13 protein-coding genes are annotated in these 15,980 nt (G+C 56.3%); 6 read left to right on the top strand and 7 right to left on the bottom strand.

Annotated features, from left to right (window positions below; genetic code table 11):
• The first annotated feature begins 21 nt into the window (after positions 1-21).
• Positions 22-240: a hypothetical protein gene (locus AC56DI_RS07970; RefSeq protein ID WP_496345673.1), complete on the top strand. Its 219-nt coding sequence runs from the start codon at positions 22-24 to the stop codon at positions 238-240.
• 121 nt (positions 241-361) lie between these two features.
• A complete protein-coding gene (locus tag AC56DI_RS07965) occupies positions 362-1,447 on the top strand; it encodes a hypothetical protein (protein WP_496345672.1) in 1,086 nt (361 codons plus the stop codon).
• Positions 1,448-1,870: 423 nt separating this feature from the next.
• Here AC56DI_RS07965 and AC56DI_RS07960 read toward each other — a convergent pair whose 3' ends face one another.
• From AC56DI_RS07960 to modA, 5 genes are all read right to left on the bottom strand, one after another.
• Positions 1,871-2,995, bottom strand: a complete 1,125-nt coding sequence (locus AC56DI_RS07960; protein WP_496345671.1) for a hypothetical protein — start codon at positions 2,993-2,995, stop codon at positions 1,871-1,873.
• A gap of 73 nt (positions 2,996-3,068) precedes the next feature.
• Positions 3,069-3,932 (bottom strand): restriction endonuclease, encoded by an 864-nt coding sequence (locus AC56DI_RS07955; protein WP_496345670.1) that lies wholly within the window; start codon positions 3,930-3,932, stop codon positions 3,069-3,071.
• A gap of 486 nt (positions 3,933-4,418) precedes the next feature.
• Positions 4,419-5,537 (bottom strand): molybdenum ABC transporter ATP-binding protein, encoded by a 1,119-nt coding sequence (gene modC, locus AC56DI_RS07950; RefSeq protein WP_496345669.1) that lies wholly within the window; start codon positions 5,535-5,537, stop codon positions 4,419-4,421.
• 12 nt (positions 5,538-5,549) lie between these two features.
• Positions 5,550-6,236, bottom strand: coding sequence for a molybdate ABC transporter permease subunit (gene modB, locus AC56DI_RS07945; protein WP_496345668.1), 687 nt, complete (start codon positions 6,234-6,236; stop codon positions 5,550-5,552).
• 15 nt (positions 6,237-6,251) lie between these two features.
• Positions 6,252-7,010 (bottom strand): molybdate ABC transporter substrate-binding protein, encoded by a 759-nt coding sequence (gene modA / locus AC56DI_RS07940; RefSeq protein WP_496345667.1) that lies wholly within the window; start codon positions 7,008-7,010, stop codon positions 6,252-6,254.
• A 222-nt stretch (positions 7,011-7,232) separates the two neighbouring features.
• Here modA and AC56DI_RS07935 point away from each other — a divergent pair, with 222 nt between their 5' ends.
• The 4 genes from AC56DI_RS07935 to AC56DI_RS07920 all read left to right on the top strand — a co-directional run bounded on the left by AC56DI_RS07935 (position 7,233) and on the right by AC56DI_RS07920 (position 11,599).
• The gene (locus AC56DI_RS07935; RefSeq protein ID WP_496345666.1) at positions 7,233-8,021 is read left to right on the top strand and encodes a TOBE domain-containing protein; all 789 of its coding nucleotides are present in this window, start codon (positions 7,233-7,235) and stop codon (positions 8,019-8,021) included.
• A gap of 302 nt (positions 8,022-8,323) precedes the next feature.
• On the top strand, positions 8,324-9,598 hold the full coding sequence (locus AC56DI_RS07930) for a CHASE2 domain-containing protein (RefSeq protein ID WP_496345665.1): 1,275 nt from the start codon (positions 8,324-8,326) through the stop codon (positions 9,596-9,598).
• Between the two features lie 38 nt (positions 9,599-9,636).
• The gene (locus AC56DI_RS07925) at positions 9,637-10,011 is read left to right on the top strand and encodes a hypothetical protein (RefSeq protein WP_496345664.1); all 375 of its coding nucleotides are present in this window, start codon (positions 9,637-9,639) and stop codon (positions 10,009-10,011) included.
• 10 nt (positions 10,012-10,021) lie between these two features.
• Positions 10,022-11,599, top strand: coding sequence for a M48 family metallopeptidase (locus AC56DI_RS07920; protein WP_496345663.1), 1,578 nt, complete (start codon positions 10,022-10,024; stop codon positions 11,597-11,599).
• Between the two features lie 100 nt (positions 11,600-11,699).
• Here the strand turns inward: AC56DI_RS07920 and AC56DI_RS07915 are convergent, their stop codons facing one another.
• Entirely contained in the window at positions 11,700-11,936 is a 237-nt protein-coding gene (locus AC56DI_RS07915; protein ID WP_496345828.1) for a CDGSH iron-sulfur domain-containing protein, read from the bottom strand.
• Positions 11,937-12,067: 131 nt separating this feature from the next.
• Positions 12,068-15,964 (bottom strand): phosphoribosylformylglycinamidine synthase, encoded by a 3,897-nt coding sequence (gene purL, locus AC56DI_RS07910; RefSeq protein ID WP_496345662.1) that lies wholly within the window; start codon positions 15,962-15,964, stop codon positions 12,068-12,070.
• Between the last annotated feature and the right edge of the window lie 16 nt (positions 15,965-15,980).

Here is a 15,980-nt window from a genome sequence, read left to right as displayed (position 1 = left end):
CCGAAGGAGCAGGTAAGGGTCATGGAAAGGATGCTTTTAAAAGGATTGCTATTAATAGTGAGCATATGGGCAATATGGAATAGCTCAAAAGTTATATCTGATGTAGCCAAGATCACGCAAGAAGACAGCAAATCAAAACCAAAAATAGAAACACCGGAATCAATTATAACGCAGCCGGACGAAACCACACCGCAAGAAAATGGCGGGAAGTTTTACATGCGCAAGATTGAAAATCAATAAAAACGCGATGAATAGACTTAAACATTAAAATTCTAACCCACAAAAATCGCGACTCTCTACTACTTTGGCAATGCGATTTACCAAAATACAGGACGTAACAACAATGCCAGAAAACGTAAGCATGGTTAGCTTCTTAGATCGCCTTAACTTAGAGTGTTCGAGGATAATAAATCTTTTTGACAGGGCATCTCCAGAACTTTCGAACACCGCCTTATACTCAATCACCAGATCCCTAATCAATATAATTACCAGAGAGAAACACAGCAACCAAAAAATATCAAGCGATGAGATTTTAGACATCAAGATTCATTGCAATTTAATTGAGGAATACGCACAAGAGCTAATCAGCAATAAAAAGAATGGCCCTACACGCGCAGCAATCAAGAAATTCTTAGAATTCATAAGCGAAAACTCTCACCTCATCGAAAACTTAATACCAGAGTACATTAACGACGATAGTGCGAGACAGAAAAAAGAGCTTGATATAGTCCTCGGGCGCGCACGCGAATTAATAAGACAAATGGACAGAGGCCTTAATGAAGTCGAAACCATAAAGGCACGAACATCAGAAATAATTAGCCGCTCCGACTCAGACATCAAAGGATTGATATCACGCGCTGACGAGGCCGAGGCTAAGATAGACAAGAGAGTAGAGGCTATAAATAGCATTCTATCTAGTACCATAAAGAGCGCAGAAGACACCGAAGAACAACTCAACGAAATTCTTGGCTATGTTTCAGGAAGAGCCATTGCAGGTGATTTTGAAAAAAACGCCCAAGATGAAAAGAAAATTGCGAACTGGTTGCGGATCGGTTCCATAATCTGCATGACCCTCATTGTTGCCATTGCCACCTATACATTTATAGAGACCGCACAAAGTGGATTTGATTTTGAAAGACAAATCAGCAAATTCCTATTAATTCTTATCATCATGATTCCAGCAGCATACTTAGCAAGGGAGTCGGAAAAGCATAGACAACAACAAAATAATCATCTGCAAAAATCATTAGACCTAAAGACGATAACACCATTCCTTGCATCACTGCCAGATGAGCAGCAACATAAAATAAAATCGGAAATTGCAGGGAAACTCTTTGCAGCTGGCAACCTTGTAAAGGAAGGAAAAGATATTTATCCAGTAAACGTACAGGAGTTATTAATGGAACTCCTTAAGAAATTCGAGCCTACCAAATCAACTGAAAAATAAAAAAACCTCTAACTCTCAGAGTGATTAAATTTGTTAAAAATAGGGAATGCAACGATTAATCGCCCCCCCAGAAAAAGTGATTCTTCGTAATGCTATTATAAAAAATTACCGCCCACTTCGGTAACAGTAAAACCCTAACTAAAAATCCCTCATTCGCCAGTTGCTAAAGCTGCTGCCAGCTAATGCAGCCAATGCTTTCGCTGCCTCGCCGAAAGTGCACATACAAATCTAAAAATACAGGAACAGCGGGAACGCGCAACCAACAGAAACACCCGCCAATGCATCAAGCTGGGAAACGTCATCGATGATGACGTTAAGCAGTGCACAGAAGGATTGAGGGAGAAAATTGGGTAGTGTTTACGTTGTCACCAAGTATCGCCCCCCATTTCTCCTATTCAAGCTCTGCCTTTATTGCCCAATTTATCAAACTGGATCTTCGTCGGGAGGGGGTAGTGACTTCACAATTTCGGGATCATGCTCAAGTCGTAAAATCTCGTCTAACTCCAACGTTGTGGCCGCGATTATAGACTCTAACTTTTTGACAGCTTCAATGGCAGAAGCTTCATCTGTGGTTGGGTTTGCTTCATCTTTGACCTCTGCTGGATCAGGCTTGGTCAAACGCAAATCAACCTTGGAACCTTCAGAAATTTTCTTACTCAACCTCTTCATCGATTGAGTGAGTGCAACTTTTAGTTCTGCTTTACGGCCATCATCCCCTCCTTTGTAATTTTCATCCACAAGCTGAGCAGAGAGCCTAGACAAATTAATCCCCGCTGAAGCTTTTATGTGACCTTCATATTCTTCAATAAACCTATCCGGCGCATTGGTTTTAACAAGCTCACTAAGAAGAGCTTTAGATTTAATCAGCTCTTGAAGTATAGCGTTAACGCCTCGCAAACATTTTGCAAAACCAAATATAACGAGCGGAGCAGATGCCAAATAAAGCTGCCACGAACCTGTTGATATTGTTCGGACTTTTGTATCTGAGCGATCCGGATCAAAAACTTCAGATATTGTACTTATGTCGCGATACCACTCCTTAGCCTCAACAGCCAAGTCATTCAAGTCTTTCGCCCCGTACTCTGCTGGTATTTTAATTTCAATCTCAGAATCGCCCGGAATCTCGCCATCATAAGGAACTTTAATTGACACGAAAGCGGCATTAATGGCATTAAGATCAGATATTTTTTTAGACAGTTCCGCTTGCAATTCCTGAAGCGCCGCGATCACAGCCTGTGGCGCCAATTGATTTTGCGAGATAGTGCTCATAATAGTAGAAAATAAACCATTGCCAACAAACCCTGCCAATTCAAATTGCTCAATAAAATCCCCCACCTCAAATTTCGGACAATTTAAATCACTTGCCTCAAGTGCAACTTTAGTTACATCCAACTGATGCTTATATTGATCCAAAAATTGAGGATGCCCAGAGTTAGCGACATAATTACTCAAATGACTTATTAAGGCTGCAACACTATCAACCGCTGAGGTAGCCCTCCAGTCACGACACACAACATCGACAGCATAGTGAAATCGCCCGATATCCATAATCTCCCCACCCCACAAGAATTAATTATAAAAAACAAGTCAAAAAATAAAACTTCTCACGCCACCAATGAAATTACACTTGAACAACTCCGCGACACTTCGGATACTGCGAACAACCCCAAAATTCATTCCCGGCATTAGTACCGCGTTTCGCTGTGCGCTTTTGCATTGCAGAACGACACACAGGACAGTTCGGCCCATGCACTTTTTGCACAGGCACTGAATTAGTCTGAATCGGGGTTATTACTGGCAGTGTGCCTTGAACGCTTCTTGATGCCGCTATCCAGCGATTGAGTTCGGCGCCCTCCACAAGCATGATTCCTCGGCCACTGGCAAAAGACTTAGCTTCGGCAGTAAAGGCCCCAGAGGTCACAACAAAACCACCCACTGCACCTTCTGCGGCAATCACGCCAAAGAACTCACGAATAACCGCAACACCGACCTTGAGCGAACGCCATTGCTTGCATTGCACGAGGTGTTTTTCCCCGTCTTTATGCAGGATCAGGTCAATCCCACCATCCGGACCGTTGCCGCCTGTTTCGGTAACGGTAAAGCCCTGACGACGAAACGCCTCACCCGTCAGTTGCTCAAACTGCTGCCAGCTAATGCCTTCAATGGTTTTGCCTGGTTTGATCGCGCTGGCCACATCACCCATTAACTTGCGACGCTTGTAGCTGCCAAACAATGAGCCAATCGCCCCGAAGCAGAACGCTACTGGAATGATGTATTGCAGAAACAGGGAAAGGCTGCGGAACACTTGCCCGGTGAGCATGTCGCCGTATTGCTTAGGATCGGTGAGAGTCGGTACCGGACTGGTCGCTACAGAGTGAAAGAAAAACCAAGCGCCAAGCGCAATGATCAGGCTCAGCCACCAAGGCAGGCGGCTAGCTATATAGACAATGTCTTCAAAGGTTGAAGTCTTACGACGCCGAGCCATCCCTAACCTCTACTGCGCGTCCATTCGTCGGCAAAATGCCACGACGACGAAACTACAGGGTGAGGCTAATTAGGTAAAGCCGCAGTGACTACATGGACAAGTTTTTCTGCACCACTCAGTGTTACTGCGCAATGGAAAGGCCCGAAAGGCCCGTTCTAAGGCCCTGCATGGTTCACAGAGGTACGACTAAAGCCATTCATAATGCTGGGGTCGGTGGTTCAAATCCACTCGTTGCTACCATACAAAACAAAGGCTTACCTTCGGGTAGGCCTTTGTTGTTTCTGGGGTAGTGATTACAAATGGACCGCGCGATAAAAACACGGCCAGCCCTCCCTGCAAGCAACGCAGCCATAGCTCACTAGTCCCCACGGAGCGCCGCCTAGCCGGCACTAGAACAGCGCCCCCATAGACCCCGATACGCGCTCATCTTCGGTTTAACGCCGCGCGGGACGGCCTTTTGCCTGACCAACTAGCTGGCCAAACCCACTAGGCCAGCAGCGCCACCGACTTGATCTGCGCCCACAACTGCTGGCCACACTGCAGCCCCAACTGGTCATGGGAATAGCGGGTGATCCGCGCCAGCAAGGCACTGCCCTGCATATCCAGGCGCACCAGCACATGGGCGCCATGCTCTGCGGCCAGCACCTCGACCACCGTCACCGGCAGGACATTGAGGATGCTGCTGGGCAATGGCGGCTGCAGCGCCAGGCTGACATCCCGCGCCTGTACCTTGCAGCGGATCTGCTGACCCAGCGCCAGCGGCCCGTGGGCCACCTGCACGCTCAGCGCACTGCGGGGGAACTGCACGCGCAATAGCTGATAGGCAGGGTCATAACCGCTGACCACGCCATCGATCAGCGCACCGCCGTCCTCGGCCACGGCCATAGGCAGGTCCAGACGCGTCAACAGCCCGCCGATTGGCCCACTGGCCAGCACTCGCCCAGCCTCCAGCAACACCAGATGATCGGCCAGCCGCGCCACCTCCTCCGGCGCATGAGTGACGTACAGCACGGGGATATCCAGCTCAGCATGCAGGCGCTCTAGGTACGGCAAGATCTCGGCCTTGCGCTTGCTGTCGAGGGCCGCCAGAGGTTCATCCATCAACAGCAGCCTCGGGCTGGTGAGCAAGGCGCGGGCAATCCCCACGCGCTGCCGCTCGCCACCGGACAGGCGCTGCGGCGCACGCTCCAGCAGATGCTCGATACCCAGCAATTCGACCGCCTGCTCCAGCGCCACTCGCCGGACTGCGGCGGCAATCCGCCGCTGGCCGAACAACAGGTTGTCGCGCACGGATAAATGGGCAAACAGGCTGGCCTCCTGAAACACATAGCCGAGGGCGCGCTGGTGAGTCGGCAGACAATGCCCGGTGCGACTGTCCTGCCAAAGCTCGCCATTGACCCGCAGATAGCCATCGGCTGCCGTTTCCAGCCCGGCAATGCAACGCAGCAGGGTGGTTTTGCCGGAACCGGAATCGCCCAGCAGCACGCTGACGCCGCGACCAGGCAGGCGCAGGTCCACATCCAGGGCAAAGTCGCCATACGGCAGGCGAAAGCGTGCCTCGATTGCGTCGGCGGTTGCCTGGTCCGTGCTCACATCAGTACCCATTAGGGAAAGTCCTTAGCGGCCGGTGCCGGCCGTTTGCAGCTGCCCGCAGCCACGCAGCAACAGCAGGATCAGAAACGAGAACAGCAGCATGCCGCCAGCCAGCCAATGGGCCTGGGCATACTCCATGGCCTCGACATGATCGAAAATCTGCACCGACACCACTCGGGTCTTCTCCGGGATATTGCCGCCGATCATCAGCACCACGCCGAATTCGCCGATGGTGTGGGCAAAGCCGAGAATCGCCGCACTGACAAACCCCGGCCGGGCCAGCGGCAGCACCACACTGAAGAAGGTATCCCAAGGCCCGGCGCGCAAGGTCGCAGCCACTTCCAGCGGGCGCTCGCCAATCGCCTCGAAGGCGTTCTGCAGGGGTTGCACCACGAACGGCATGGAATAGAACACCGAACCCACCACCAAGCCGGCAAAACTGAAGGGCAAAATGCCCAGCCCCAGGCTTTGGGTGAACTGCCCGATCACGCCATTGGGGCCCATGCTGACCAGCAGGTAAAAGCCGATCACCGTCGGCGGTAACACCAGCGGCAAGGCCACCACTGCACCCACCGGGCCTTTCAGCCAGGAGCGGCTGCGCGCCAGCCACCACGCAATCGGCGTACCGATCAATAGCAGGATCGCGGTAGTCAGGGTCGCCAACTGCAAGGTCAGCCAGATCGCGGCAAAGTCGGCACTGCTGAGGGGCATCGCGGGCACTCTTGTTTACAGTTGATAGCCGTAAGATTTGATCACGGCTGCGGCTTTCGGGCCCTTCAAATAACTCAGCAACGCCTCGGCCGCCGGATTGCCCTGCCCCTTACGCAGCAGCAGCGCGTCCTGGCGAATCGGCTCGTGCAGCGCGGCCGGCACTATCCAGACCGAGCCATGGGTGATCCGGCCATCCTTATAGACCTGCGCCAAGGCGACGAAGCCCAGCTTGGCGTTACCGGTAGCGACGAACTGCAAGGTCTGCGCGATGTTCTGCCCCTCGACCAGCTTCGCCTCAAGGGTTTGACTCAGGCCCATGCTGGCCAACACCTGGGTCGCGGCCAGTCCATAGGGGGCGGTTTTCGGGTTGGCGATGGCAAGGTGTTGGAATTGGCCAAGGCGCAACACCTCGCCTTGGCCGTCGACATAAGCGTCCTTGGCCGACCACAACGCCAAGGCACCGACCGCATAGGTGAAACGCGAACCCGCCACGCCCTCACCTTCACGTTCCAGCGTGGCCGGAGTGCTCACGTCGGCGGCGAGGAACACCTCGAAAGGCGCGCCATGCTTGATCTGCGCATAGAACTGCCCGGTGGCCCCAAAGGACGCCAGCAGTTTATGGCCGGTATCTGCTTCAAAATCGCGAGCGATCACCTGCAGTGGCGCGCTGAAGTTACTGGCCACCGCCACCTGTACCTCGCCAGCCAGCGCATGGGTGCTAGCCAGCCAGACGGCTGACAGCGCGAGCAGTGCCTGACGCACAGGTTGAGACATGACGTGACTCCTGAAAAATGACAAAGGCATTTAACCCGACAACGGTCGATTAGCACTTGAGCATGGTCATGCCAGGCCACCCCAGCAGACATAGCCAACACAACCGTCGCCGCATCGTTATATAAAACTCTATACAACGCAACCAAAGGCCCAGTCCGTGTTGACGGCAACGCTACGAGGCAATGCTAAGATCGGCGCCACCGCCCACAAGAAGCCCGCGCCATGCAGCTCGAAGGACAATTCTGGATCACCCATAACGGCAAGAATCTGGCCGGGCAAAGCCGCATCGAACTGCTGACCCAGATCGCCAACAGCGGCTCCATCACCCAGGCCGCCAAAGCCGTAGGCATCAGCTACAAGTCCGCCTGGGACGCCGTCGAAGCCATGAACAGCGCCGCCGGCAGCCCATTGGTAGCCCGCAGCACAGGCGGCAAAGGCGGTGGCGGTACACAACTGACTGCGGCTGGCCAGCAACTGATCGAAGCCTTTCAGCATTACCAGCGCGAGCACCAGGCCTTTCTCCAGCGCCTCGGCGCCGACAGCCGCCTAGACCCGTACCTGCAAATCATGGAACGCTTGCGCTTGCGTACCAGCGCGCGCAATCAGCTGTTGGCCAGGGTTTGCAACATCCAGGCTGACGGCCTGAATGACCGCATCGAACTCGAACTGCACGGCAGCGCCCATCGCCTCACCGCACTGATCACCCACAGCAGTACCGAACGCCTCAACCTGAAACTCGGCGCTGAAGTGTTCGCCCTGATCAAAGCCTCCTGGGTCAACCTGCTGCCCGCCGACAGCACACCACTGCACGCCGAACCCAATCATTTGACCGGCAACGTGCGCACCCTCGAACCCGGCGAACTGGAAAGCGAACTACAACTGGAGCTGCCCGGTGGCGCCCACCTGACCGCCATGCTCAGCAACAGCCAGCTATCCAGCCGGCAATTGGTGAGCGGCGAGCAGGTCAGCGTTCATATCAATCCAGAGCAGATTATTCTGTGCAGTGTTTGAGGGAGTAGCGACAAGCCCATAAACACAGAGCAAGGCCTTCCGAGCGTTTTCTTTTCAGCACAAGCAACAGAGCGGCACTCACCCAGAAACGCTGCAATCACAACATGAAGATGGGGGTCAGTAGCGAAATGAATTCCTTGCGGGGGGGGGATACGGCCCTGCGGCGATCCAGATTGACTACAACGACAATGCCAAGTAGGTTTCCGTTCGCGCGATATCAAAGTGCAATCAGGGATTAGTTTGAATCAAGGACGTTAATTATTAGCTCTATATTCAGCACACGGCAGTACCTGCTCGGCGTCATGATTCTACTGCTGGCACTACTTGACCCATTCGGTCTCACCAGCTCGACAGAAAACGCTTCAGCCCAGTGGCTCAATCGTATCTTTGCCAGCAACTACAGCTCTAGTGGACAGCAACATGTCGTCGTCGTACTAATTGATGATGCCTACCTGCTGCGTAACAACACCTACTGGCCCATGCCTTACAGCGAGCAAAGCAAACTGTTCAAGCGCCTGCTCGCCTATCAGCCCTCAGCGCTTTTCATCGACCTGCTCTACAGCCACGACCACTCACGCGGCGACCCGCGCCAAGGCAGCCAATTGCTCGCCAACGTCTTCGCGCGCTACCAGCACCAAGACATTCCACTGCTGCTCGCCAATACCGGCCAGGCACGCGGCAATGATGGCCACATCAATGTGCTGCCGAGCTTTGCCAGTGTAAGCACACCAACCCTGGTGACCTGGAGCGGCTATGGCGACCGCTATCCGCTCGCTGCAGAAGTGCCGGTTGGCACCCTAGAAACCCCAGCATTCCAACTGTATCGACACTATTGCCGGAAGCATGCCTGCCAACAGCTGCCAGCCAGCGCCGTAGAGTCGGCTCAGGCACCGCCCATAGCGGTGCAGTGGGGCCTAGACCTTGCGCAGCAACAAGCAAAGATCGCCGACACAAGCCACTGCACCGCGCCCGGAACGCTGCAACAACTTGTGCAGGCCATATTCTGGAAACTGGGTAGTTCCGTTCGGGCCAACTGCCCTTACACACTGACGCTTTCGGCCAGCGATCTGGAGGCGAGCAGCGCCGATGACCGTGCTCTGCTCAAGCAGATGCTGAGAAACAAACTGATCTTGGTCGGCGCTCACATCACCTCCGCAAGTGATCTGGTGCAATCCCCGTTACACGGGAAAATACCCGGCATCTACCTCCATGCCATGGCCCTTGACAACCTCATCACGCAAGGCATGGAGTACGATCGCGACCCATCAAATTTGCTCTGGGGAATCGACTGGTTGGACGTGGTCGAGGTCGGACTGCTGTTACTAATAGCGGTGCTGAAAGCCCTGCATGATCGCCGCCAGCAACGTCTGCAGCTATTAACACCCTGGCCACGGTGGGAGAAGCACTTCTTTGCCTCATCTTACCCCTCCTGGCTGTTGGTTCTCGGCCTGCTTTTCCTGCTGAGTCTGCTGCTTTATGCCTTGAACATTACCCCCGCAAATGTCCTGGCAATCCTGCTGCTTTCACTGACGCTGTTCAGCGACAAGATCGAAGCCTTCTTCGGGCGCGAGGACTAGAAACGCGCCTGTTTTCATCCAACTCAAGGAACTCCGAGATGAACAAAACCTGCCTTTTCCTACTCGCTGCCCTTCTCAGCCACGCCAGCCAGGCCGCTGCACAGACCGCTGCACAGACCGTAGAGGCATTTCTCGCCGATCCGGTTGCAGTGCTTGATGAGCAAGGCAAGCTCGAACGCGAAGTGGCCCTCAGCAACATTCCACCGAATCCGTTACCGGTGCTGCAATACAACGAGGAGCTGGAACTGGTGCAGGTCGAACTGGCAGGCAAGAAGGTCTGGCTGGACACCATGGATCTGCGCCTGAACCCCAGCAAAGTGGTCAAGCTGCCCTGCCAGAAATTGCCCACCAGCCAGGCGCAAGATCAGCAGAACAACTCCACCATTGGCTTTGGCGCCGGCTGCAACAAATAAGGACAAACTCGTGAAAGGACCTCTACTGACACTACCGATACTCGCAGGGCTAATGCTAAGCGGATGCCAAACGATGCAAGGTGCGGATGATGCATTGCTGAATCTGGTCGGGCCCTCGACACAGTCTCGCCTGAGCGGGCGCTATCTCGAACAGACTGAAGTACGTAACTACTACAAACTGGACCCTCAGCAACTGAGCAAGCAGCGCCTGAGTTTCGACGGCCGCGCTATTCCAGCAGCTGAAACCCGCCAGCAAAACCTTGTACATATTCCAGAACTAAACGACTACCTACAAGACATCGTCAACCGCCTCGCCAAGGGCTGGCCTGGTGAACTACCGCCACTGCAAGTACGCATTACCGATAGTTACGGTTTTGGCCCTTCAGCTGACCCTTACGGCAATATTTTTGTACCCCTGGGCATGCTCGACAATGTCGAGAGCGAAGATGAAATTGCCGCCATGCTTGGCCATGAAATGAGCCATGTGCTACTGCGCCACCACGATCGCATGGCCGCCTTCCAGCAGCAGAAGGAGCAGATGACGACCGTAGCCACGACAGTGATCATTGCTGCAATGGCCTCTAACACTGGCGTGGACCGAAGCTCTGGCACCCTGAAGCTGATCAGCAAAGACCCTCTGGGGACGCAGAAAACCATTGGCAATACCGTTCTCTACACAGCGCTGGCCAATACCTTCTCAGACAATATTTGGAGCACCGCCTGGGGACGCAGTCAGGAGGATCAGGCAGACCTGCTCGGTACCGACCTGATGATTCGTAGTGGTTATGCACCACGCGCTGCCAGCCACAGCCTGCAGCGACTAAATGACTTTCAAGGAAAGCAGGAACCCTTGCTCGACAGCTTCCTCAGTGCACGTAAAAACGCCATGCAGGAGTCGCTCGAACAATTCAACCTCAACCGCTTTACCCAGGAGCTGAACGTTCTGCTCAACCAGGGCCTCCCGACCGGGATTAGCTCCGCAAGCCAGTACTTTACACGCTCACACATGTCGCCAATCGACCGAGATGAAGATCTGCGCCAATACCTGCAGCGCGAATACCGCCAGGAGCGCCGCGCCCGCGTTGACCGGCGCAACTGGCCCTTGGTACGTAACTCGGCAGCAGTCATGAGCGCCATGCAAGGCTATAAAGATGCCTATGCGGCAACAGTCGCATTGGAGCAGGGTAAAACCCGCGAAGCCCAGGCATTCACCGAACGCGCGCTCGCTTCGCCGGTAAAGAATCAGCCAGGCATTCGCCGCAGCGCATTTAACCTGCACCTAGCTCAGGGCAATAGCCGCGAAGCGCTCAAGGATCTGGAGTCCATTGAGGACTGGACCCTGGCCGGCCCCTCAATCTACGACTTGATGATTAGTTACCACCTCAAGCGCGGAGATGCCAAAGCTGTACTAGCAATGATTGATAAGGCCGAACGCAACCTCGGATCGGAAGAGCTGTTCATCACCGAGAAACTCCTAGCCAATCAGCAATTGAAGAACGACTCACAGATTCAGAACCTCTTGCGAAAGTGCGAAAATTATCCAGCGAGCAAGGAAACCTGTAAGAAAATCGCCCCAGCAAAAGTTTAAGCTTTACGCAGAAATCTAGATAATCCCCCCAGACGGATAGACGTTTTCTAACGTCTATCCGGCTCAGCGCCAAGTACTCAATCGACACATCCCACCTGCCCTACCCCTTCGCAAAAAACCGCAACCACTTAGCCTTCAACCCCCGAGCCGGCGCTTGGTGGCTGCCGTCGCAAAAGGGCAGGCGCTGGGATTTGCCGCAGCGGCACAGCAGAAGATGCTGGGCACGGGTGATGGTCAGGTGCAGGCCTTGTGGGCAATCGGTGGGGCAATCGGGGAGTTGGCCCGAGCGGGCGCAGGTACACAGGTGCAAGGTGTCGCCGGGGAGAACCGAGCGCACTTCGGGGAGGATGGGGTTGGGTTGTTCAGGGTCTGACACAGGACCCTCTCCCGCCCTACGGGCACCCTCTCCCACCCTTCATGAACGAAGCGCGGGAGAGGGTCATCAGAGGGGCCGCAAGCGGCCCGCGGTTAATCCACCCAGACGCGGGCGTTGCGGAACATGCGCAGCCAGCCGCCGTCTTCCTGCCACTCATCTGGCTTCCAGGAGTTCTGCACGGCGCGGAATACGCGCTCCGGGTGCGGCATCATGATGGTCACGCGGCCGTCACGGCTGGTCAGGCCGGTAATCCCGCGCGGCGAGCCGTTGGGGTTAGCCGGGTATTTCTCGGTGACCTTGCCGTAGTTGTCGACAAAGCGCATCGACACGCAACCGGACAGATCGGCTTCCAGCAAGGCTTCCTCGCTTTCGAACTCGGCATGCCCTTCACCGTGGGCGATGGCGATCGGCATGCGAGTCCCAGCCATGCCGCGCAGGAAGATCGACGCCGATTCCTGCACCTGGACCATGGCCACGCGCGCTTCGAATTGCTCGGACTTGTTGCGCACAAAGTGCGGCCAGAACTCGCTGCCAGGGATCAGCTCGTGCAGGTTGCTCATCATCTGGCAGCCGTTGCACACGCCGAGGGCGAAGCTGTCCTTGCGCTCGAAGAACGCCTGGAAGTTGTCCCGCGCGCGGCTGTTGAACAGCACCGACTTGGCCCAGCCTTCACCAGCCCCCAGTACGTCGCCGTAAGAGAAGCCGCCGCAGGCTACCAGGCCTTTGAAGTCTTCAAGGTCAACGCGACCGGCGAGGATATCGCTCATGTGCACGTCGATAGCCGAGAAGCCGGCGCGATCGAAAGCCGCAGCCATTTCCACCTGACCGTTGACGCCCTGCTCACGCAGCACGGCAATTTGCGGGCGCACATTCTTCTTGATGTGTGGCGCGCTGATGTTGTCGTTGACGTCAAAGCTGAGTTTGACCGACAGGCCAGGGTTTTCTTCGTCCAGCAGGGTATCGAATTCCTGCTGGGCGCCTTCGGCGTTGTCACGCAGCTTCTGGATCTGGTAGCTGGTTTCTGCCCACTGGCGCTGCAGCAGACGACGTTGATCGCCGAACACAGCCTCGCCATTGAAGCTGATGGCCACGTCGCTGCCATTGACCGGCTGACCGATGACCGCCACGCAGTCGCCCAGACCAGCAGCGCTGAACTGCGCCAGCACTTCCGGGGTGGCGTCTTGGCGTACCTGGATCACCGCGCCCAGCTCTTCGTTGAACAGTACGGCGTTGACCTCGGCACGGTTGTCGGCCAGAGCATCAAGGTACAGGTCCAGACCGCAGTGGCCGGCGAAGGCCATTTCCAGGGCAGTGACCAGCAGGCCACCGTCGGAGCGGTCGTGGTAGGCCAGCAGCATGTCGTCGGCATTCAGGCCCTGAATCACGGCGAAGAACGCCTTGAGGTCTTCAGCGTCGTCAACATCCGGTGCCTGGCGACCGAGCAGGCCGTAGGTCTGCGCCAGGATCGAAGCACCCATGCGGTTCTGCCCGCGGCCGAGGTCGATCAGGATCAGGTCGGTTTCGCCCTTGTCCAGACGCAGTTGCGGCGTCAGGGTCTGGCGCACATCGACCACCGGGGCAAAGCCAGTCACGATCAGCGACATCGGCGAGGTCACGCTCTTGTCCTCGCCCTCATCCTGCCAGCGTGTCTTCATCGACATCGAGTCCTTGCCCACCGGAATGGTGATGCCAAGGGCCGGGCACAGTTCCATGCCGACGGCTTTTACGGTGTCGTACAGGCGTGCATCCTCGCCCGGGTGGCCAGCAGCGGCCATCCAGTTGGCCGACAGTTTGATGTCGGAAATTTTCTCGATGCGCGAGGCGGCGATGTTGGTCAGCGTCTCGCCAATCGCCATGCGCCCGGACGCGGCAGCGTCAAGCAGAGCCAGCGGCGTGCGCTCGCCCATGGCCATGGCTTCGCCGCTGTTCACGTCGAAGCTGGTGTTGGTCACGGCCACATCAGCCACCGGCACCTGCCATGGGCCGACCATCTGATCACGGGCCACTAGGCCAGTGATGCTGCGGTCGCCGATGGTGATCAGGAAGCTCTTGCTGGCCACGGCCGGGTGATGCAGCACGCGGCTGACCGCTTCTTCCAGGTCGACGCTGGCGGCGTCGAAATCGTCGCCCAGTTCGGCCTCACGGGTGACCGAACGGTGCATGCGCGGCGGCTTGCCAAGCAGCACTTCCAGCGGCATATCCACCGGGGTGTTGGCGAAATGGCTGTCGGTCACGGTCAGTTGCGGCTCTTCGGTGGCTTCACCGACCACGGCGAACGGGCAGCGCTCGCGCTCGCAGATGGCTTTGAAGCGCTCGAAATCGACGGTGCTGACGGCCAGGACGTAACGCTCCTGGGACTCGTTGCTCCAGATCTCGTGCGGCGCCATGCCCGGTTCGTCATTCGGCACGTTGCGCAGCTCGAAGCGGCCACCGCGACCACCATCGTTGACCAGTTCTGGGAAGGCGTTGGAGATACCACCGGCGCCGACGTCATGGATAAAGGCGATGGGGTTGGCGTCGCCCAATTGCCAGCAGCGGTCGATGACTTCCTGGCAGCGGCGTTCCATTTCCGGGTTCTCGCGCTGCACCGAGGCGAAATCCAGGTCAGCCGAGCTGGCGCCGGTGGCGACCGAGGAGGCGGCACCGCCACCCAGGCCGATCAGCATGGCCGGGCCGCCGAGTACGATGAGCTTGGCGCCGACAGTGATCTCAGCCTTCTGCACGTGGTTTTCACGGATGTTACCCATACCACCGGCCAGCATGATCGGCTTGTGATAGCCGCGCACTTCATCGCCATGCGGTGTGCTGATCGACTGCTCAAAGGTACGGAAATAGCCGGTCAGCGCCGGACGGCCGAACTCGTTGTTGAACGCCGCGCCGCCCAGCGGGCCTTCGATCATGATGTCCAGCGGCGTGACGATGCGCTCGGGCTTGCCGTACGGCACTTCCCAGGGCTGTTCGAAACCGGGAATGTTCAGGTTAGAGACGGTGAAACCGGTCAGGCCCGCTTTCGGCTTGGCGCCGCGACCCGTGGCGCCTTCGTCGCGAATCTCGCCACCGGAGCCAGTGGACGCCCCGGAGAACGGCGAAATAGCGGTCGGGTGGTTGTGGGTTTCCACCTTCATCAGGATATGCACCGGCTCCTGCACCGCGCCGTACTGGCGGGTTTGCGGGTTCGGGAAGAAACGCCCGGCGGTGTGGCCGACGATGACCGAGGCGTTGTCCTTGTAGGCGGACAGCACGTTCTCGCTGTGCATCTGGTAGGTGTTCTTGATCATGCCGAACAGGCTTTTTTCCTGGTTCTGGCCGTCGATGTCCCAGCTGGCGTTGAAGATTTTGTGCCGGCAGTGCTCGGAGTTGGCCTGGGCAAACATCATCAGCTCGATGTCGTGGGGGTTGCGCCCCAGGTCATTGAAGCTCTTCACCAGGTAGTCGATTTCATCTTCGGCCAGGGCCAGCCCCAACTGGGCGTTGGCCTGTTCCAGCGCCGCGCGGCCACCACCGAGTACGTCCACGGCGGTCAGCGGTTTGGGTTCGGCATGGCTGAACAAGCCGCTGGCCTGCTCCAGCTTGGCCAGCACCAACTGGGTCATGCGGTCGTGCAGCACAGCCGAGACTTCGGCGGCTTGATCGTCGCTCAGCTCACCCGCCACGTAGTAGGCAATGCCGCGCTCTAGGCGCTGGATCTTGGCCAAGCCGCAGTTATTGGCGATATCGGTGGCCTTGCTCGACCACGGCGAGATGGTGCCGAAACGTGGCACCACGAGGAACAGGCGGCCAGTGGGCTCTTGTACCGGCACGCTTGGACCGTACTTGAGCAGGCGCGCCAGCACCGTCTCCTCTTCGCCGGTCAACACGCCAGTAACCTCGGCAAAATGGGCGAACTCGGCATACAACCCGCTAACAGCGGGGACCTTTTCGGTCAGTTGCGCAAGTAATTTGCCGTGGCGGAAGGCAGAAAGGGCAGGAGCGCCGCGCAGGATCAACATCTTCGGGACAGCCTCG

The sequence above is a fragment of the Pseudomonas sp. BGA-UO-ETr-WB11 genome (genome assembly GCF_059567785.1).
Note: the sequence above shows the minus strand (reverse complement) of the source record. Positions and strands in the feature narration are given on the sequence as shown.